The organism is Nitrospiria bacterium (assembly GCA_036397255.1).
Taxonomy (GTDB): Bacteria; Nitrospirota; Nitrospiria; order DASWJH01; family DASWJH01; genus DASWJH01.
The window spans coordinates 62,907-81,733 of sequence record DASWJH010000053.1 but is presented as its reverse complement, the minus strand read 5'-3'; the positions used below and the strand labels follow the sequence as shown (position 1 = coordinate 81,733).

Here is an 18,827-nt window from a genome sequence, read left to right as displayed (position 1 = left end):
GATAAAACCATTCGGGAATTACGAACTGGATTTTGCAGGAACCTCTAATACTTCAAAGGCTTCAACCACAGAATGACTTTGACTTGACCCTTGCCCTGTATGGACCTTAAACACTTTTTAACAATTTTTACCCACTCGATTTCACGAAGACCCATAATAAAGTTCCTTTTTTTAAAATTGATTTAAAAGCCCCATCCCATTCAACAGAAGAACAACTGATGGAAGGCTTAAAAAAGGTGGTTAATCAAGACCAGGTTAAAAATATGGAGGAGCTGGAAGATAAACTATTAAATTTAGAACACCGGATTATGGTGGTGGTGGAAGATCTTCAAAACCTCTATTTAAAAACGGTGGATGGATTTGACACCCTTGAACGGTTTCTTCTTTTGATTTCAAGGACCCAAAAAAACATTTACTGGCTGACCACCTGCTCTTTATATAGTTGGAAATACCTGGACCGTGTAATCGATATTTCCAGGTTTTTCCAAGGCGTGGTTTACTTAGGAGGATTTACCAAAGAAAATATTGAACAAATTATTTTAAAACGTCATAAAGTGAGCGGGTTTAAACTACGGTTTGAACCAACGGAAGAAATAAGAAAGTCAAAACGCTTTATGAATTTGCCTTCAGAAGAAGAACGTCAGGGGTACCCAACGGATAGCCTATTCAGGGAAATTCGGGAACTGTCTACAGGAAATATCATGATGACCCTGATGTTTTGGCTGAGCGCCATACATAAAATCGAAGAAGACACGCTCATCCTCTCTCCAACTATTAAATTGGATGAAACCCTACCTTTCTGTTTGCCTCCCGAAGAGGTTTTTACCCTTGCGCTGTTTCTTCAACGGGAAATTGTCATGGGCCATGAACATGCTTTGGTTTTTCATCAGGAAATTCAGCAAAGTTTATTACTTTTGAAGAGAATGGCCAACAAAGGGATTTTACTGGAAACCAAAACGGACACTTACACATTAAACCCCCTTCTTAATGGATTTACCGTCAAAACATTAAAAATGAAAAACATCCTTCATTAGAGAACTCAATGAAATTTCAAAAAGGTTTATTCACATTTTACATCATGATACTCATCCTGAACTATTTGGTCTTTCCCCCAGGGGCCGCCGTTTCACAGGGTCAACCGCTGAAAACCCCACCCCAGAGCGGAAATCAAAGCGCGAAATCCGTTGTAACATCCTTGACCGGGACCCTTCAGGAAACCCAGGCAAAATGGTCCTTAACATTGGGAAAGGTGTTTTGGGCCATTGTTGCATTTCTTTTTGGTTTTCTGGCCATTAAATATATCACACGGCTTGTGGAGGCTTTGGCAGAACATTGGACCAATTTTCGTTTGGTCATAAAACGCTTGATCCCCATTATCCGGATTGGCTCCTAGACTATCGTCATCTATATTATCGTTGCAGACATATTAGAGCCCCCCATCGCCACACTGGTTGCACTAACCGCTTCCGCGGGAATTGCGGTCGGTATTGCATCGCAGGATATATTAAAGAACATTTTTGGGGGAATCATGATTTTATTTGACCGGCCTTTTCAAGTGGGAGATAAAATTCAAATCGGAAAATACTATGGGGAGGTCATCAGTATTGGGTTAAGAACCGTGCGGATCATTACACCCGATGATTCCCTGGTTTCAATTCCAAACAGTGAAATTGTTAACCAATCCGTGTCTAACGCAAATTCCGGAGAATCCCATTGTCAGGTGGTGGCGGAGTTTTACCTACCGGCTCATATTGATTTATTGAAGGCAAAAAAAATTGCCTTTAAAGCCGCGGCTGTTTCTCGGTACATTTATTCAAATAAACCGATTTCCATTATTCATATAAATGAAATTCACGAAGGAAAATCCCTGTTGAAAATGCGTTTAAAGGCCTATGTGTTGGATATCCGGTATGAATTTCTTTTTGCAACTGAAATGACGGAAACCGTCATCCGGGAATTTTTAAAACATCATTTGATGATTCCCGAAGACATAGGGCCGAACCCGGTTCGCTAGAAAAAAACCTGCCCTATCCCCAGGAGCTTTTAACTGTCGGGATTTTTATTCTCTGGGGTCTTCGAATTCTCATCACCCAAAAAAGTGCGCATAAAAGTGCTCTCTAAAACCCCATGGATTTTATAGGCGGTGCTTCCTAAAATTATAAACATCCCCAAAAGAAGGAGAATGGGCAAAGGGGCAGCCAATTTTCCAAACAAAAATAATTTTGAAAGAAAAGGAAGGCTCCATATCCCTAAAATCACCAACATCCCAATCAATATACTTTCCCGAATAATGAAATTTAAATTCTTCATTTCACGTATTCGAAGCGAAGAGGGAGCCAGTTTTTTTACCATACCCTGATACAATAAATCCATCAGCGTCCGAGGTTCTTTCCATATCCCAACGGAGGAGGGAAGACACAAAACAGTCACGATACACCCCAGGATTAAACCCATGAGGCTTTCCGTTATTCCCAACTGGTGGGAGATCTCTAAAGAGTATTGAAGGACCAAGGTCCCGGTGGCAATACATATCATGATCACCCCTGCATTAATTAAGATCATTCGGCTGACCTGGAGGATTTGATTTCCCCCTTCTCCCAAAATGGAAGAATTATCCTTAAAAGCACTCAGCCACAGGACCAGGTTTCTGATATACTCTTTCAATAAAGCAGGAGACCTCCGTTCAAGAAAATTCGCAAATCCCTCCGCTCCTCGGAAGATAAAAGGATACAGAAAAGAAGTAATTCCTGTGACGACCCCGATGACAGGATACAAAAAAGCACCGATCGCCCCCCGGTCCACCCCCACCTTGATCATGGCCAGGGAAAACTCCCCCAACTGAGGCATTCCCATCCCCACCTTGATGGCTGTGCGACCATCTTGTCCCGCCAAAAAGGTTCCCATGGTATCAGCCACAATTTTACCCAATATAAAAACCAGAGAAATAATTAAAGCAGGAACAAAATATTGAGTGACAACGGACAAATCAATTAACATTCCAATGGAAACAAAAAAGAGGGCTGCAAACATATTCCGAATGGGAATCATGATTTCAATGATTTCCTCAGATTCCCGTGAATCACTCAAAACCGTCCCGATCAAAAAAGCCCCTGCCGCTTCGGAAATCCCTAACTCATGCCCAATCAACGCAAGGCCAAAACAAAAGGCAAGGCTAGTAATCAGGGTCATTTCTTTGGATTGATAACGGGAAACATACCCAACCACCCTCGGGGCCAAAATCCCCCCTATAACCAACGCACAGATTGAAAACAGGATGAGTTTGGTCACTAACCAACCCACGCTCATGAGGCTGGTCACCCCCATCGATGCAATGGCAGAGAGAATACTTAGAAGGATCACGGCGGCAAAATCTTCAACCACTAAAATACCCACGATTAATCTTCCAAAGGTGTGGCTCAATTTTCCTTCGTCCCGGAGAACCTTGACCAAAACGGCCGAACTGCTGATACACAGCGCGGCTCCCAAAAAAATCGCCTCCTTGAAGGTCCAACCCATCAGAATCCCTATCTCATATCCCAAGGCCATCATAATACTGATTTCAATGGTTCCGATAATGATCACCGTAAACCCTATTTGTCGTATCTTTTCCCACCCGAATTCAAGACCCAGTGAAAATAGCAACACCACCAGCCCTAAATCGGCTAAAATCCGAACCACTTCGATATCTTCCATGGTCAATATGGGAAGATTAAAAGGGCTGATTAAAAGCCCTGCAATCAAATACCCCAGAATGGGGGGTTGCCGAAGTTTTCAGAAAAGGATAATCGACAACCCCGCCACCGTCATGATAATGGCAAAATCACGGATCAGAGAAAAACTATCCAAGAACCTCCTTTCTACTTTTTTTCACTGAGATTTTTCGGATCTACGACTCGTACGGGAAAGGGTTCGGTGATACTGCCCGTGTAAATTGTCCGATGGGGAAAGGGAATTTCAATACCCGATGAATCAAATGCTTGTTTAATCCCTTCCTGAATACGATTTCTCAATTCAATAAAATTCTCCCGTTTGGCCCAAACCGAGAATTGAATATTCAGGGAAGAATCTCCAAACCCTAGAAACAGAAAAAGGGGTTTGGGTTCCTCCAAACACAGAGGATTTTGGTTGGCCACCTCCAATAAAACCTCGCGGACCTTCTGAATATCCTCTTTATAAGCAACCCCGATCATCAAATCAAATCTCCGGATTGGGAAATAGGTCAGGTTGGTAATTTCTGATTTAATAGCGGTTTCATTGGGAACCCGCACAAAAAGGTTATCAAACGTCCTCATTTTGATGGATAACAAATCCACCGAAAGGATTTCCCCTGTGGTTTCCCCCATACGGACATAGTCACCCACTGCAAAAGGCCGTTCGCCGATTAAAAAAAGGCCGCTGATCAGGTTAGAGGCAGAGGTCTGGGAGGCAAATCCCAATGCAAGGGTTAAAATCCCCGCGGCACCGAGCAAAACATTGAGTTGAAAACCCAATTCTTTAAGTGCTGAAATTAAAACCAACCCCACAATGAGATGGTGGCTGATTCGACGAATCAGCATCGCCTGCTGGGGATTGGTGTATTTGGATATAACCCGAAGGATTCCATTTGCGGCCAGTCTTGCCAAAATAAGGCCCACACCGACAATGATACCTGCCCGAACTAACGACATGAACCGCTCAATATTGAAAGCTTCTCCAAAAACTGACCACCACTCTTGCATCGTTTTTTCCTCCTATCCTCCAAAAAGGGCACTAAACGCCCGGATCACAAGATTCTGATCTGGTTTTTCACGTGGACCCACCACCAATTGGGCGCCAATGGCTTCTCGAGGGGCTTCTTTCGGGATTTCCATGGCCGCTTGATCCCGGTCTTCTTTCCGAACAAACGTGATCGGTTCTGTCCATAAGAATCCATTCTCCGCTTCAAATAGCGAAAGATAAAGCACCGGGAGGTTAATCCTCTCCAGCGAAAGGGACCCTTTGGCCTGGTTTCGAATCAGAACCGGAGTTACCGCCCGATTCGGACGAAAGGACACCTCCTCACATTTCAGGCGGGCTTGAGTCCGGGTGGCATAACACAACTCCCCCTCCCGAGTGGAAGGACCAAACCAGGTATCAGAGGGCCTATAGATCGGAAATTCCTTTAACACATGGGGTGTAGATCCCACCGAAATTTTCACCCACAAGGGAGAACCCACAAATAAAATGATTTCTTCACCACTGGGAATTGAAAAATGGGTTTCGGGGCGGGTAATGACCGGCCGGTCGGCCAAAACCGGAAGAATGCTTAGGGTCCCATCTGTCTGACGAAAACTAAATCGGCTGATCTCCGCTTCTTGAGGAATTTCTTTCTCTTGGCCCGAAACATGAACCTCTAACGTATCTTCGTTTGGGTCCCCTTTTGATTGATAGCCTATTCGCCATTCTTTTTCAAACCTTTGGATCCATAAGGCCATTGTTCCGATCCGCCAAAACCCAATTTGACCTATGGGAATTTTAAATTGACCCCACCACACATTTTTTTTACCCGATATTTTTTCCACTAAACTGCTCCCGTTCTTAAATAATTTTTAAATGGTTTATAGAGAGTACGAAACAGAAAAAAACCTCCGCTTTATCAGACTCCTGCCCCCCATTAGCGGGACCAGTCTGTTTCCGGCTCATCATATGGTCCTGTTTCTGGATGATCAATCTTTTTGAAATCCGCCTTAAAATGTTTTTAGAAAAAACCGTGGAAGGGGGAGTCAAAAAGTTTTTAATTATATGGACCCGGCCAGCAAGGTTGCGATCCCAAGAAAACTAAAGAACCCAACCACATCGGTAACCGTGGTCAGAATAATAGAAGAAGATTGTGCTGGATCCTGACCCATTGCGGTTAAAATCATGGGAACGGCAACACCTGCGATTCCCGCCGCAATCATGGATAACACCATTGAAAAACCGATAATCATGGCAAGACCGGTAGATTGGCTCCAAATAAACACCGCAAATGATGTGGTTGCCGCAACGGCACACCCATTAATAAACCCCACCTGGGTTTCTTTGATTAATACTTGAAACCATTGATACACCCTGATCTCCCTGAGGGTCAATCCTCGCATCGTCACTGCCAAAGCCTGGGCCCCCGTATTCCCTGATTGTCCCGCAACAACAGGAAGTAAAACTGCAAGCGCGGTAAATTGTGCAATGGTACTTTCAAAAAGACCCACCACCGCTGCCGCCAAGAAAGCGGTTAATAAATTTATTTGAAGCCAGGGAAGCCTTTTTCGAACCGCAAAGGTCGACTTGGACAAAGCACGCTCTTCCTTACTGGCTCCCACCATGGTTTGAATATCAGCACTAACCTCTTCTTGTGCCGTCACCACCAGAGAATCCTGTTGAATAATTCCTAAAACACGTTGATTAAGGTTGACCACCGGAAGGGTGTTTACTTTGAATTGCTCCATTAAATCTAAAACTTCTTGTCGGTTTGCCATATCATGAACTGAAACCGGCTGGGCCTGATAGAGAGCCCCCAAAGGTTGGTTGGCAGGGCTAACCGCTAATTTTTGTAGGGGAATAACCCCCAACAGCTTTCCATCACCATCCACCACCAAAAGGTCATAAATCCTTTTTCCTTTGAGAGCCCTTAATTTCGTCAGTGCATTTTTTACGGATGTTTCAGGGGGAAAAGACAAAAACTGAGGGTCCATAAGGTTTCCGGCAGAATCGCTCGGATAGGTCATAATAGATTTGAGCAATCGGACCCTTTTAGGATCTAAAAGAGAGAATTGTTTTTCCTGGAACTCCGGATCCAGGCGAGCAAGAATCAAGGCTGCCTTCAACGGGTCAAGGGCCGAAAGCATTTTTTGAGGAAAATCTCCGCCTGCATTTAAAATAACCTCTGCGGAAAAATCCAGAGGAAACCTTTCCATAATGGTGGCGGCCTGATAAACCGTTTGGGCATCCAAAATTTGGGGCACTTCTCTAGTAGGGGAACGATTACTGAGCGCCTGAGCTGCCTCCTCGGGGTAGAGTCGGAAAAAATTTTGCGCCAAATCCTCTGCCACTGCATTTAAACGGACGGTCATTACATCTCTCCCTTAATTTTTGGATTTGCCAGTCCTTCTCATCGCACCGTTAAGACTTTGGATCATGGCCGCTATTCCCACCCAATAAACCTCACCCAACCGAAAGGTAAATTCGAGAGCTGTTTTTTCCAGGGGAGGCCCGATGTAAATCCCTTCCAGTTTTCGAAGGGTTTTATAGCGAATGATCCCCACCAAAAGACCGCCTTTTTCAGTGACCGGTATTTTATGAAAGGTCCTCCATCCTGGGTGGTTGAGAATCGCCCCTTCGCTGGCATGGCCTGAAATGGTTGATACAGGAAAATTCATCACAGAGGAAACCCTGTCCCGGGGCCGGGCCACCATTAATTCACGGATACTCATTACCCCCAATAGTTTCTGGGTTGAATCAACGATATAGAGATAGGAAAGTAAATCCTGAGAAAAACGCTTCATCTGAAATCGGGCCTCACGGATGTTAAAATGGCTCGGCACCGCAAAAACGTTAGGGTCCATCAGAGCCCCTGCGGTACCTGAAGGATAATGAAGAACGGCTTGAATTTTAAAAGAAATTTTTTTTGGAAGAACCCCTAGAAGAGAAATACGATGTTTCGTGCTGATTCTTCGAAAAAGACCCGCCGCCACTGGTATAGACAGTTTTTCCAAAATCGAACCGGCACATTCCAGATCTAGACCGATTATTATTTCTGATGCCATCATCGGTGGCATGTATTCCAAGACAATGGAAGCAATGGAAGGCTTTATTTCAAGAAAGAAACCTCTTAATTCCTCAATAGAAAAATGTTGGAGGAGAAGCGCGCCATCCCCAGGGTGAGATGCAAGAAATTGTTGGGAAAGATAATCCTCTGTCTTCATCCTAACCCCTCTCGGCAATCAGTGTGGAATGTTTTTTACTAAACTCTCCAGCCGGAATCAAAACCCGGCCTTCAGGTGTTTCCAATATCACAGCGGAAGGGGTCAACTCCTCTACTCTTCCTTGGATTTCACCTATCCTAACGGTTTGCCCGATTTGGTAAGTTTGGGTCAGATAATGAGAAGCAATTAAATTACCCACGACCGTTTTTGCCCCCAAACCAAAGCCAAGGGCCATTCCCCCAAGAACGGTTCCAAAAACCATGGCAATCAAAACCACTAGAGATTCGATTTGAATTCCGATTTGATCGATCCCAATCAAAAAGGCCACTAGAAAAATGGCAATCTGAGTCAACCGGGCTAAGAGTTCTCCATACTCAATCCCCGCCGAAACCATGGCCCGGATAATAGCATCTCTGGCAAGATTTCCTCCGATATACCCCGCAAACCCGATGAGTGCTGCCGCCAAAACATTGGGAAGATAATTCGCTACCCCGCTCAAGAGGTTGGAGACAATGGATAACCCAAGGGTTTCGGTGGCCGCCACAAAAAAGAAAACCAAAATGATCCAAAAAACAATTTTGCCCATCATACTGGGTACGGAACGTTCGATTTCGGTAGGGACACCCTCTCTTTTAATGGACCGGGTTCGAACAAACTGGTCCATTAAACCAATCACACGGGAGGTGGAAGCCTGTAAAATTCTCGCCAAAATCCACCCAATGAGGATTAATGCAAAAAAACTGAAAATAGCAGGAAGTTTTTCCAGGATCCCTTGAATCAACGGGGTAATGGATGATCCAATCTCTGAAATCGTTTCGTTCATATTCATGTCGAACCCTCCAAATTTATTTTAAAAATCCAGCGCCACTCAAATGGCATTCAATATGGGTCAGGAAATCCTTCACAACCCAAAGGCCAAAATTAAAAATAGAAAAGGAAAATTCCCAATTGCAAGTGAATTTTAAAGGAAAAGGAGTGGAAATCTTAACCTAAAAACACTTTAAAACACCAGTGGCATGAACTGCAAGAGAAACAGGAACCCGTTACTTTTTGATAGAAATATGGTCTTATAGCACTGGTACGCTATAAAAAAATTGGGAATAATCAATTACCCATATGAAAACACAGAAATCTTAAAAAATTATGACCTTTTTTAAAATCTTCATAATTTCATTGATTGCCCTGGCCTCCTGGATTTCCATCGCACCCGCACAACAAGAAAATTCTGAAGGAAAAAACTATTCTGATTCTTCCATTGAATTTCAACCTGCGGAAGAGACTGCTTTTGACCGAAAATTACCTCAAACTCAAAGAAAGAGAGAAATTGAGATCTCTTTCAACCCACGGTTTACAGATGCGATTGATCAAGAATTCATCCGATATCGAACCCGTGCCAAATATGGGTTTACGGACCGTTTAGAAATGAGTCTGTCCTTGGAAAGTTTTTCCGTTAATCCCTTTCGGAGCAAAGGAGAATCAGGTGTGTCGGAATTGATTGCATGGGGAAAATACCGATTCCCCGACTGGTCCCGCCTTCCTGGTTTCCGAATATCCACCGGGTTGGAAACCGTTTTCCCCATTGGGAATCCCCCCGAAGAGATTTCCGACCAATACCTTCACATTAGACCTTTTCTTGTTTTTTCCCGCTTTTTAAGGTCCCTCCCCAATTTAGAGGTCTTTTATTATGTTGATTTTGATTTAACCGCCCATCCCCCCTTTCGCGCACGCCCGGCACAGGATCGCCGGGATCACTCGGTGGGAGTCAGTATCGGCGGTGTGTATTACTGGTCGAAAAATTTACGAAGCTCATTGGATTTAACCTATATCACCACTGAAATTGGTGGGGGTAGTGAAAATAATGTCATTTTGAATAACGGCCTCTTTTGGACCATCCCAAAATCCTATTTCGGAAAATGGGGTCTGGGAGCAGGAGTCAGAATTCCCCTAACCCGGGAGGATGAAAATTTTACCTTTATTACAAAAGTGAAATGGGATTTTAATTTAAAATGGAAAATCCCTTTGGATTCAAAAACGAATTCCCCAAAACAGAGGAAGGAAAATACCAATCAGTAAATCCGTGTTTATATCATTTTAATAATCCGCTCCCTCCTGGTTTTCCTGAACATAGGATTTCCGAAGGTGTATCGGTTCCACCCTCTGACCCCTTAATTTTAGATTCAACATTTCCACAAAAACCGAAAAAGCCATAGCAAAATAAATGTACCCCTTTGGGATATGAACATCAAACCCTTCCGCAATCAGAGCAAGCCCAATCAAAAGCAAAAAGCTCAAAGCCAGCATTTTAATGGTGGGATGGCGATCCACAAATTCCCCAACCATTTTTGAAAAAGCAAGCATAAACAAAACCGCAATCACAATGGCTATCACCATAATGCTTAATTGATCCACCAACCCAATGGCGGTGATCACAGAATCCAGAGAAAAAACAATGTCCAGTAATGCAATTTGAATAATCACACCGGTAAAAGTGGCTCCAGTCGAAAACGTAGCTTGCCCCTCCACCCCCTCTAATTTCTCATGAATTTCTAAGGTGCTTTTACCGAGAAGAAACAGCCCTCCAACAATCAGGACCACATCTCGCAAGGAAATATCCGTGGTAAAGAGGGTAAACAGGGGCTTGGTGAGGTGCATAAACCAAGAGAGTGTAAATAAAAGCCCAATCCGGGTCAGCATGGCAATAACCAGGCCGATTCGCCGGGCCTTTTGTTGCCGATGTTTAGGAAGTTTTCCCGCCAGAATGGAAATAAAAATTATATTATCAATTCCAAGGACTATTTCCAAAAGGGTCAGTGTGGCAAGGGCAATCCATGCTTGAGGACCTGCAAACCAAATCATAAAATAACACCGGATTAGAATTTTTAAGCGAACTTTATTTCATTTGAAACTAAAAACGCTAAAATTAATTAAAAAAAAATAAAATGGAAAACCCTTTAAAAATGAGAGACCTCTTCCTCTTTGGGTTCCCCTTCTTTTTTAACCTTTTTTTCGATGATTTCCTTGGCCAAGTCCTTTCCCCCCAATCCACAAGCGAGCGAAAGGGCCAACACGATGCCTCCAAAGGCGATTGAAAACGCCGCAACAATGATTTGTGTTGCAATTCCAAGCTGCTCAAAAGCCATGGCAACGGAAAAAAGAATGATCCCTAACCGCACACCTTTCCCCAATAGTCCGGCTTCCCTAATCTGAGCGTTCACCGCGGCAATGAGAATCGCCTGCCCAAAAAAATTTCCTAAAATAAAACCCACCACCAGGATCACAAAAGAAATAAAGACTTTGGGAATATACCAAAGCGCTTGGGCAACGAATTGATCAACGGCTGTCAGGTTCAAGGCACCTAGCCCTAGAAGGATGAAAGCCAACAGAATCACCCAATAGAGAAATTGACTGATGATGGCAGAGGGAGGGTTTTTAACTCCCCCTTTCACTAAGGCCCTGGATAACCCTAAACGGGAACTCAATTGGTCAAACGACATGAATCCAAGGAGCCGTTGAACCAGGTGAAGCATCGCCCAGGCCATCCCAAACCCTATGGCAATAATCACCAGCATCACAAATAGATGAGGAAGAAAAGATCCCACTTGCCTCAAAAACTCTCTCATGGGTTCGATGAATGCAGTGTCCCATAAATTTTTCATGACGGTTCTCCAGAAATATTAGATTGACCCCATTGCATCGCAAGGTATTCCTTTTGTTTTTCAAAAACCAAACATAAGGTTTCAATTTTCTTTTCTCTTTCGGAATCGCCCCCATGCTGAGTCTCTAAAATGAAAGACGCAATTTGGCCTAAGTAGAGAGGTGTCAAAGATTTTAATAAGTGGTCATGGGGAATGGCCCTTCGATAGAAAGCCAGCGCAAAATCATAAATAATTTGAACCCACAGGTCATCGGGCATTTTCAAATTTTGGGAAGAGATTTTTAATTTTTGTAACCCTTTTAAAACATCGGGACTTAAGATTTCCTCCCAAAGAGGAGAGAATTCCCTCAATCCAAGCTGGAATGCATTGACCATATGTTGAACATTGACCTTGATGGGATCCAGGTGTGTTTTGGGTGGAGCGCCGAAAATGGGAACCCTTTCTGAACCCCGAATGGATTCCCAGATATTCACATTCTCTTCCATTTGCTTAAAAACCGACCCTACAATCTGATTAACCAAAGTGGGAAGGTTCACCCCTGTCTTTTTCATTTTCTGGTTCCGCACCCCCCAATAGGTCTCACACACTTTTTTTTGCCGTGCAAGGGCTGTTGTCACCAACCAGGTATCCACACCCAAATCAGCGTTTTCCGATTCCCAGTAATCTTGTGCAACAATCATTCCTGAAAACTCTCCACTCAAACAAAACTCCCCTCCTATGGGCTGGCGGATCCTTTTCCCATAAAGGGCCCGTATCAGAGGGTAAATGATGCTTTTTGTAATGGTTCCATCATAAGGTTGGCGGTGGAATAAGGGAACCACCAGGTCAAAATTCTCTTCCAGAACAGGATCTAATAACTTTTCAGCCCACTCGGTAGTCAGGTTAAAAAGATGAGGATCCAAAACAGCGCACGCTTTCACTTCCAGATCTTTGGCCATTTCCAAAATTTTTTGAAAAGCGGTTCCCCGTCCAGGGATTCCGTGGTAAGGAAAGGAAAAAGTTTGTGAGGAATCCAATGAATGGGTCAGGAAAATACTGGGTAAATTCCCGTTGGATTGGGATATTATTTTGGTGGTCCCATCTTCAGAACCCCCATCCGAAATTACCAAAACCGACTTTTGACTTGGAAAGTTTTGGGCTAGACCTGAACGGATGGTTTCAACCAAAGGACCAATGGTATCGGCATTGTTATAGGTTGGAATCCCAATTAAAATATCGGCCTTTTCTATCTTCTGGCTTTGAGGTGTTTTGTTTTTTGAATCCATTAGTTAATCCCGGTTATTTTCAAAAACTTTTTAATCGGAAGCCATCCCTGATTGAAAACCTACCAATTAGAGGGGGCTGTGTGGTTTCAACTGAATCCTCTTTTCAATATTTACCGTTGCCAAAGGATGGTATTGGCCTCCATTGGAACGCCAGCTTCAGGGTGAAAGGGAACCACCCGAAGGGTATAGTCATCCGCCGGCCGTGTAATCGGAATTTTTCCAAAATAAAGGTGACCATTGACCGCACCTGAAATGGTCCCCTTTCGGGTCATGACAAACCGGTGTGGGTGGTCAGGATTTTTGGGCTCCGCATACCCCTCCACTTGAATAAAAGAGGGATCTATTTCCCCACAATAGACCTGCGCGTGGAAATGCCACTCATCATGTTCCTGATCAACCTTTACCTCTCCGAACCGTAATTCTTCCCAGTTTTCGGAAAGGGTTTTACACCAATTTTCAATTTCAAGGGCAACCTTGCCCTGTTGAGCGGTTCGCTTTTGAACTGCTTTCGAAGCCGGAAGATAATATTTCTCCGTGTATTCACGAACCATACGGTTAGCACTAAAATGGGGTGTTAATGAGGACATACTTTTACGAATGCGCTCTACCCACCTGGAGGGGATTCCCTGTGGGTCACGGGTATAAAATTCCCGAATGATCTGTTCCTCTAAAAGGGTGTACATTTGCTCTGCTTCAATGGCATCCCATACCGGTTCGTTGTGTTCCCTTCCATCTCCAAGACCCCACCCCACCTCGGGGGTATAGGCTTCGGCCCACCACCCATCCAACTCAGAAAGGTTCAAACCCCCGTTGACCAAAACCTTCATCCCACTGGTTCCACTGGCCTCATTGGGCCTCCTTGGGGTATTCATCCAAATATCAATCCCTGCAGCCAACTGTTGGGCCAGAGTAATATCATAATCTTCCAAGAAAACAACATGGTTAAATAAATCCAATCGATGGGCAAACCGTGCCATGGATTGAACCATTTTTTTTCCTTCCTGATCATTGGGATGGGATTTACCCGCAACAATCAATTGGACCGGATACTTAGAATTAAGGAGAATTTTTGCCATTCGCTCGGAATCATGAAGTAAAAGAGTGGGACGTTTGTAGGAGGTAAACCGTCTGGCAAACCCCAAAGTAAGCGCATTCGGATCCAGCACTTTTTTTGCCCGCTCAATCAGTTCAGGGGGTTTACCCCCCCCCTTGAATTGGCGAACCAACCGGTTTCGAATATAATGAACCAAAGATTTTCTTCCCGCCGTCCGCATATTCCAAATCTCAATAAAAGAAGTCTCGTCCATCACCTTACATAAATCACCTGTTGCCACCAGCCAACGGTCTTTTCCGCATTTTGCGGTCCAAAGTTCATCAGCGGCTTGAGAGTCCCAGCTGGGCATGTGTACCCCATTGGTCACATGTTGAACAGGAACTTCTTCTTCAGGCCATCGGGGGAATAAAGGCTGAAATAATTGGCGGCTGACTTTTCCGTGAAGTTGGCTCACACCGTTGATATACCGGCTTTCATTCATGGCCAAATAGGCCATGTTGAAGGGCTCACTTGTATCTTCTGGTTTTTTCCGTCCCAATGCCAAAATTTGTTTGTCTGAAATGTCCATCATTTCAGAAATTCTTTTAAGGTACGGCGCAACCAAAGTTGGATCAAATTGGTCAAATGCAGCTTTCACGGGGGTATGGGTTGTAAATACATTACCGGCCCTCACCGCTCTGAGGGCAACAGAAAAAGATTGGCCGGTTTCCCTCATATACTGGTGAGCGCGGGCAATACCGGCAAAAGCGGCGTGTCCTTCATTGAGGTGAAGAACGTCAACCTCTTCACCCAATTGTTCCAGAGCAGACCAACCCCCTAGACCTAAAGCAATTTCCTGGATTAAACGTTGTTCCTTTCCAGATGGATACAGATTCGAGGTTAAACCACGGTCCCAAGGACTATTGAAGGGATCATTACTGTCCAAAAGGTATAATTTAACTTTTCCAACCAATACCTCCCAAATTCTTAACAGCAATGTTCTCCCAGGAAGCTCCACCTTTACCCGTAAAAGTCCTCCTTCTTTATTTTGAACGGGAACAATTGGAAGAGTAGTGGGATCATTGTAGGGGAAGGCCTCCAGTTGCCACCCGTCACTTGAGAGCACCTGCCTAAAATACCCTTGCTGGTAAAGTAGGCCAATGCCCACAACAGGAACACCCAAATCGCTGGCTGTTTTAAGAAAATCTCCTGCAAGTATTCCAAGGCCCCCCGAATAGATGGGAAGGGCTTCACCCAATCCAAACTCCATACTGAAATAGGCGATTTTTTTGAGATCCGTCACGGGATAGGTTTTCCCAAACCAACCTTTATCTTCCAAATATTCCTTTCGTTTATTGAGCCATCCACGAATTTTTTCCCTTAACACATCATCCCGGACTATTTCTAAAAGACGGGCTCGGGAGGCACTTTGCATTATATAATAGGGGTTGCGTGTCCGATCCCACGCCTCGGGATCGATCATTTCCCAAAGCTGATCGCTGAAATGGCTCCAAGTCCACTGTAGGTCTAACGAAAGTTCCGAAAGCCCCTGGAGTTCCTCTGGACCTTCAGCAATAAAATGGTGATAAAGCGAATTTGTCATATTTCATCCTTAGAAAAGAGTCGTAATTTACAATTTGTAAGTACAATCGGGATAGGTTAAACCATTGTCCGAGAAAACCAAAGGATTTCAAAAAGCCCTTTTTTTTTGTTGAAAACCATTGTGTTTCCCAAGTCAATTTAACCCAACCTGCCGCTAACCACAATATCCCTAAAAAATTTTATATAGGGTCCATCTTAGTGTCTCAGCCCACAAATAAATTGATTATTTCCTGTGTCATTCCGGCCATTACCGCGCCAGTGGGAACGAGCCGGAATCCAGTGTTTTTTGACTTCTGGTTTCCCGCTTTCGCGGGAATGACGGCCTTGATTTTTTCAACGTATTTCTAAGACACAACACTAAGGGGTTTGTGTCAAAAGCGAATGGGGAAGGGGTTTCTTCCTCAATTCACGTTTTCGAATAAAACATTTTTCAATTTCCACCAATACAAACACCGTTGCCGCCACCAAAGTAATTCTGGCCCAATCCATGAACGTAATGGAAGTCGTATCGAAAAGGATTTGCATGAAGGGGGCATAGGAGAATAAAATCTGAGCAAACATTACCACGCCGATCGCCACGTAGATATAGGGATTCCCCAACATTCCCGAACGGTTCAGAACAGAGTCTTTTAAAAGCCGTGTGTTCAAAAGGTAAAACACTTCAAAAACCACCAACGTATTCACAGCCAGGGTACGGGAGGTTTGAATCGGAATTCCATGCAAGTGATCCCATAGAAAAAACCCAAAGGTTCCGACAATAAAAATAAGGGAAACAAACAAGATTCGCCACACTAAAAAAAATGACAGGATCGGTTCGCGGGGTTTCCGGGGAGGGCGTTTCATCACCCCCGCCTCCGCGGGTTCAAAAGCCAATGCAAGTGCAAGGGTCACCGTCGTAATCATATTCACCCAAAGAATTTGAACCGGTGTAATGGGCAGCAATCCCCCGGCAAAAATAGCAGCAATAATGATTCCCGCTTCACCCACACTGGTGGGTAAAATATAGGCAATGGCTTTTTGGATATTATCATAAACCGTTCGTCCTCCTTCAACTGCACGGGCGATGGATGCAAAATTGTCATCGGCCAAAACCATTTCAGAGGCTTCTTTGGCTACTTCAGTTCCTTTAATGCCCATGGCCACCCCCACGTCCGCCTGCTTTAAGGCGGGGGCGTCGTTAACACCATCACCCGTCATTGCAACAATTTCCCCGTTGGCCTGAATGGCCTGAACCAACTTCAATTTATGCTCCGGGCTAACCCGGGCAAATACATCGACCTGTTGAACCGCTCGGCGCAGATCTTCTTTCCCCAGGGTTTCCAGGTCTTTTCCGGTCATTGCGGTTTTTCCGTCCCCGATTCCCATTTGGGCCCCGATAGCGCGGGCGGTCACCGCGTGGTCCCCTGTAATCATTTTTACGCGTATTCCTGCGGTTTTACATAATTTCACCGCCTCCACGGCTTCATTTCTAGGAGGGTCCGTAATCCCGAAGATTCCTATGAGAGTAAGATCCCCGTCCAAATCAGAAAATTTCAATGCGTAATGGTCTGTACCCGTTTCCCGCAGGGCCAAAGCCAGCAAACGCTGCCCCCCGCCTGCAATTTCCTCCATGCGGCCGTGCCAATACCCAATATCCAATGGCCTCTCATCCCCGTTTTGGAACTGGCGGTTGCACATTTCCATTAAACGTTCCGGGGCCCCCTTCACATAAATAAAACCATGGCCTGCATGGTCATGGTGCAATGTGGCCATAAACCGGTGTTCCGATTCAAACGGGATAATATCCATTCGGGGATAATTCTCTTTTTCCAGGGAGGGATTCAATCCCATTTTCATGGCCAGAGGAATTAAAGCACCCTCCGTTGGATCCCCATGGATTTTCCACTTTCCATTCTCCTCATGAAGTTCCGCATCATTACAGAGGAGAGCCCCACGGGAAACCTCAATCAAACTCGGATATTCTTCCCCAGTGATCAGGTTTCCATTCAACAACAACTCTCCGTGGGGATCATATCCCGTCCCGGAAACATCAAACAGGCCATCCGTAGTCACCACCCCTTGCACCATCATTTCATTACGGGTAAGGGTCCCGGTTTTATCCGAGCAAATCACCGTGACGGACCCCAATGTTTCCACCGCCGGAAGCCTGCGGATAATCGCGTTTTGGCGGGCCATACATTGAACCCCGATGGCCAATGTAATAGTAATAATGGCAGGGAGACCCTCGGGAATCGCGGCCACCGCCAGGGCTACCCCAGCAAGAAACATCTCACTGACCGGATAATTTCGAATGAGCACCCCAAACCCAAATGTCGCCAGGGCCACGGCCATAATGGCAATGGTTAACCGATGGCCAAATTCAGCCATTTGAACCAAAAGTTTGGTCGTCAACGGTTGAACTTTTTTAAGCATCTGGTTGATCCGGCCCAGCTCTGTGGCATCTCCCGTGGCAATCACCACACCCGTTCCCTGACCATAGGTCACCAGTGTTCCAGAATAGGCCATACAGGTTCTATCCCCCAGTACCGAATTTTCTGCTACCGGAGCGATCGATTTTCCAACGGGAACCGATTCTCCTGTGAGGGCGGCTTCGTCAATTCTCAGTTCATGAATACGGATCAGTCGAATATCGGCGGGAACCTTATCCCCGGATTGCAAAAACACCACATCCCCGGGAACCAAGGTTTCGGCAGGAACCATGAAACGTTTCCCTTCCCGGTGAACAAAAGCGTTTAAAGAAAGCATGGTCCGAATGGCTTCCATCGCCCTTTCAGCCTTCCCTTCTTGAATAAACCCGATGAGAGCATTGATCAACACCACCCCAAAAATGACCCCAGAATCCACCCAGTGCTGAAGAAAAGAGGTCACCACCCCTGCCCCCAAAAGCACATAAATCAGGACATTATGAAATTGAACCAGAAAACGGACCAAAAGCCCCCGCCTCTTTGGCGGGCTCAGACAATTCAGACCATATTTGGCCAAACGGGATTCGGCATCTGAATGTGTCAGTCCCTCAGGTCGGGTTGAAATGTCCCGGTAGACCAGTTCGACTCCAAGGGCGTGCCAAGAGATTTCTTTTTCAATTGAATTTTTTTCATTCATTTTAAATATTTTCGATCGGTATTTTTATGAAGAACCTATCGAATGACTCATCCTCCAGTATGGACGGAGAGATAAACCGATCCCGCTTTCCCACCCATACCGAACAATTAACGGGTTAAAGAATCTTACCGAAGGACCATAGATGCATAACATAAAGTTGACTTTTTTTTGAAAGGTCAGGGATGTAGCCAAATCCATTATTTTGTTAATAAAAATCCCCGCAGCAAGACTGCGGGGTGGTATTCAGTGG

At 44.8% G+C, this 18,827-nt stretch carries 14 protein-coding genes and 1 pseudogene; 4 read left to right on the top strand and 11 right to left on the bottom strand.

The genetic code is table 11. From position 1 onward, the window contains the following. The first annotated feature begins 218 nt into the window (after positions 1-218). Genes VGB26_07265 through VGB26_07255 form a run of 3 tightly spaced genes read left to right on the top strand, consistent with a single transcriptional unit; the run spans position 219 to position 2,014 of the window. Positions 219-1,034, top strand: coding sequence for a hypothetical protein (locus VGB26_07265; protein ID HEX9757586.1), 816 nt, complete (start codon positions 219-221; stop codon positions 1,032-1,034). Positions 1,035-1,042: 8 nt separating this feature from the next. Then, positions 1,043-1,393, top strand: coding sequence for a hypothetical protein (locus VGB26_07260; GenBank protein HEX9757585.1), 351 nt, complete (start codon positions 1,043-1,045; stop codon positions 1,391-1,393). Between the two features lie 3 nt (positions 1,394-1,396). Then, entirely contained in the window at positions 1,397-2,014 is a 618-nt protein-coding gene (locus VGB26_07255) for a mechanosensitive ion channel domain-containing protein (protein ID HEX9757584.1), read from the top strand. A 29-nt stretch (positions 2,015-2,043) separates the two neighbouring features. Here VGB26_07255 and VGB26_07250 read toward each other — a convergent pair. From VGB26_07250 to VGB26_07225, 6 genes and pseudogenes are all read right to left on the bottom strand, one after another. Further along, positions 2,044-3,759 (bottom strand): annotated as a pseudogene (locus tag VGB26_07250) (cation:proton antiporter). A 98-nt stretch (positions 3,760-3,857) separates the two neighbouring features. Then, positions 3,858-4,718, bottom strand: a complete 861-nt coding sequence (locus VGB26_07245) for a mechanosensitive ion channel family protein (protein ID HEX9757583.1) — start codon at positions 4,716-4,718, stop codon at positions 3,858-3,860. A gap of 12 nt (positions 4,719-4,730) precedes the next feature. Further along, a complete protein-coding gene (locus tag VGB26_07240; GenBank protein HEX9757582.1) occupies positions 4,731-5,540 on the bottom strand; it encodes a hypothetical protein in 810 nt (269 codons plus the stop codon). A 216-nt stretch (positions 5,541-5,756) separates the two neighbouring features. Further along, positions 5,757-7,067 (bottom strand): magnesium transporter, encoded by a 1,311-nt coding sequence (locus VGB26_07235; protein HEX9757581.1) that lies wholly within the window; start codon positions 7,065-7,067, stop codon positions 5,757-5,759. Between the two features lie 12 nt (positions 7,068-7,079). Beyond that, positions 7,080-7,919: a CBS domain-containing protein gene (locus VGB26_07230; protein HEX9757580.1), complete on the bottom strand. Its 840-nt coding sequence runs from the start codon at positions 7,917-7,919 to the stop codon at positions 7,080-7,082. Position 7,920: 1 nt separating this feature from the next. Further along, positions 7,921-8,748 (bottom strand): mechanosensitive ion channel domain-containing protein, encoded by an 828-nt coding sequence (locus VGB26_07225; protein ID HEX9757579.1) that lies wholly within the window; start codon positions 8,746-8,748, stop codon positions 7,921-7,923. A 314-nt stretch (positions 8,749-9,062) separates the two neighbouring features. On the opposite strand from VGB26_07225, the gene VGB26_07220 reads away from it, so the two are divergent. Beyond that, positions 9,063-9,992 carry a hypothetical protein gene (locus tag VGB26_07220; protein HEX9757578.1) on the top strand — a complete coding sequence of 310 codons (930 nt, stop codon included), beginning with the start codon at positions 9,063-9,065 and terminating at the stop codon, positions 9,990-9,992. 18 nt (positions 9,993-10,010) lie between these two features. Here VGB26_07220 and VGB26_07215 read toward each other — a convergent pair whose 3' ends face one another. From VGB26_07215 to VGB26_07195, 5 genes are all read right to left on the bottom strand, one after another. Further along, the gene (locus tag VGB26_07215) at positions 10,011-10,775 is read right to left on the bottom strand and encodes a TerC family protein (protein HEX9757577.1); all 765 of its coding nucleotides are present in this window, start codon (positions 10,773-10,775) and stop codon (positions 10,011-10,013) included. A gap of 95 nt (positions 10,776-10,870) precedes the next feature. Further along, entirely contained in the window at positions 10,871-11,575 is a 705-nt protein-coding gene (locus VGB26_07210) for a hypothetical protein (protein ID HEX9757576.1), read from the bottom strand. Beyond that, complete coding sequence (locus tag VGB26_07205) at positions 11,572-12,840, bottom strand: glycosyltransferase (protein ID HEX9757575.1); 1,269 nt, start codon at positions 12,838-12,840, stop codon at positions 11,572-11,574. The genes VGB26_07210 and VGB26_07205 overlap by 4 nt, the downstream gene beginning before the upstream one ends. A 110-nt stretch (positions 12,841-12,950) precedes the next feature. Beyond that, positions 12,951-15,476: an alpha-glucan family phosphorylase gene (gene glgP / locus VGB26_07200; GenBank protein HEX9757574.1), complete on the bottom strand. Its 2,526-nt coding sequence runs from the start codon at positions 15,474-15,476 to the stop codon at positions 12,951-12,953. Between the two features lie 356 nt (positions 15,477-15,832). Beyond that, positions 15,833-18,577 carry a cation-transporting P-type ATPase gene (locus tag VGB26_07195; GenBank protein HEX9757573.1) on the bottom strand — a complete coding sequence of 915 codons (2,745 nt, stop codon included), beginning with the start codon at positions 18,575-18,577 and terminating at the stop codon, positions 15,833-15,835. Positions 18,578-18,827 lie beyond the last annotated feature (250 nt).

Excerpts from the sequence above, each read along its gene's own strand:
- VGB26_07265 (HEX9757586.1), top strand. The coding sequence starts at position 219 with ATGGAAGGCTTAAAAAAGGTGGTTAATCAAGACCAGGTTAAAAATATG.
- VGB26_07260 (HEX9757585.1), top strand. The coding sequence starts at position 1,043 with ATGAAATTTCAAAAAGGTTTATTCACATTTTACATCATGATACTCATC.
- VGB26_07245 (HEX9757583.1), bottom strand. The coding sequence starts at position 4,718 with ATGCAAGAGTGGTGGTCAGTTTTTGGAGAAGCTTTCAATATTGAGCGG.
- VGB26_07235 (HEX9757581.1), bottom strand. The coding sequence starts at position 7,067 with ATGACCGTCCGTTTAAATGCAGTGGCAGAGGATTTGGCGCAAAATTTT.
- VGB26_07230 (HEX9757580.1), bottom strand. The coding sequence starts at position 7,919 with ATGAAGACAGAGGATTATCTTTCCCAACAATTTCTTGCATCTCACCCT.
- VGB26_07225 (HEX9757579.1), bottom strand. The coding sequence starts at position 8,748 with ATGAATATGAACGAAACGATTTCAGAGATTGGATCATCCATTACCCCG.
- VGB26_07220 (HEX9757578.1), top strand. The coding sequence starts at position 9,063 with ATGACCTTTTTTAAAATCTTCATAATTTCATTGATTGCCCTGGCCTCC.
- VGB26_07215 (HEX9757577.1), bottom strand. The coding sequence starts at position 10,775 with ATGATTTGGTTTGCAGGTCCTCAAGCATGGATTGCCCTTGCCACACTG.
- VGB26_07210 (HEX9757576.1), bottom strand. The coding sequence starts at position 11,575 with ATGAAAAATTTATGGGACACTGCATTCATCGAACCCATGAGAGAGTTT.
- VGB26_07205 (HEX9757575.1), bottom strand. The coding sequence starts at position 12,840 with ATGGATTCAAAAAACAAAACACCTCAAAGCCAGAAGATAGAAAAGGCC.
- glgP (HEX9757574.1), bottom strand. The coding sequence starts at position 15,476 with ATGACAAATTCGCTTTATCACCATTTTATTGCTGAAGGTCCAGAGGAA.
- VGB26_07195 (HEX9757573.1), bottom strand. The coding sequence starts at position 18,577 with ATGAATGAAAAAAATTCAATTGAAAAAGAAATCTCTTGGCACGCCCTT.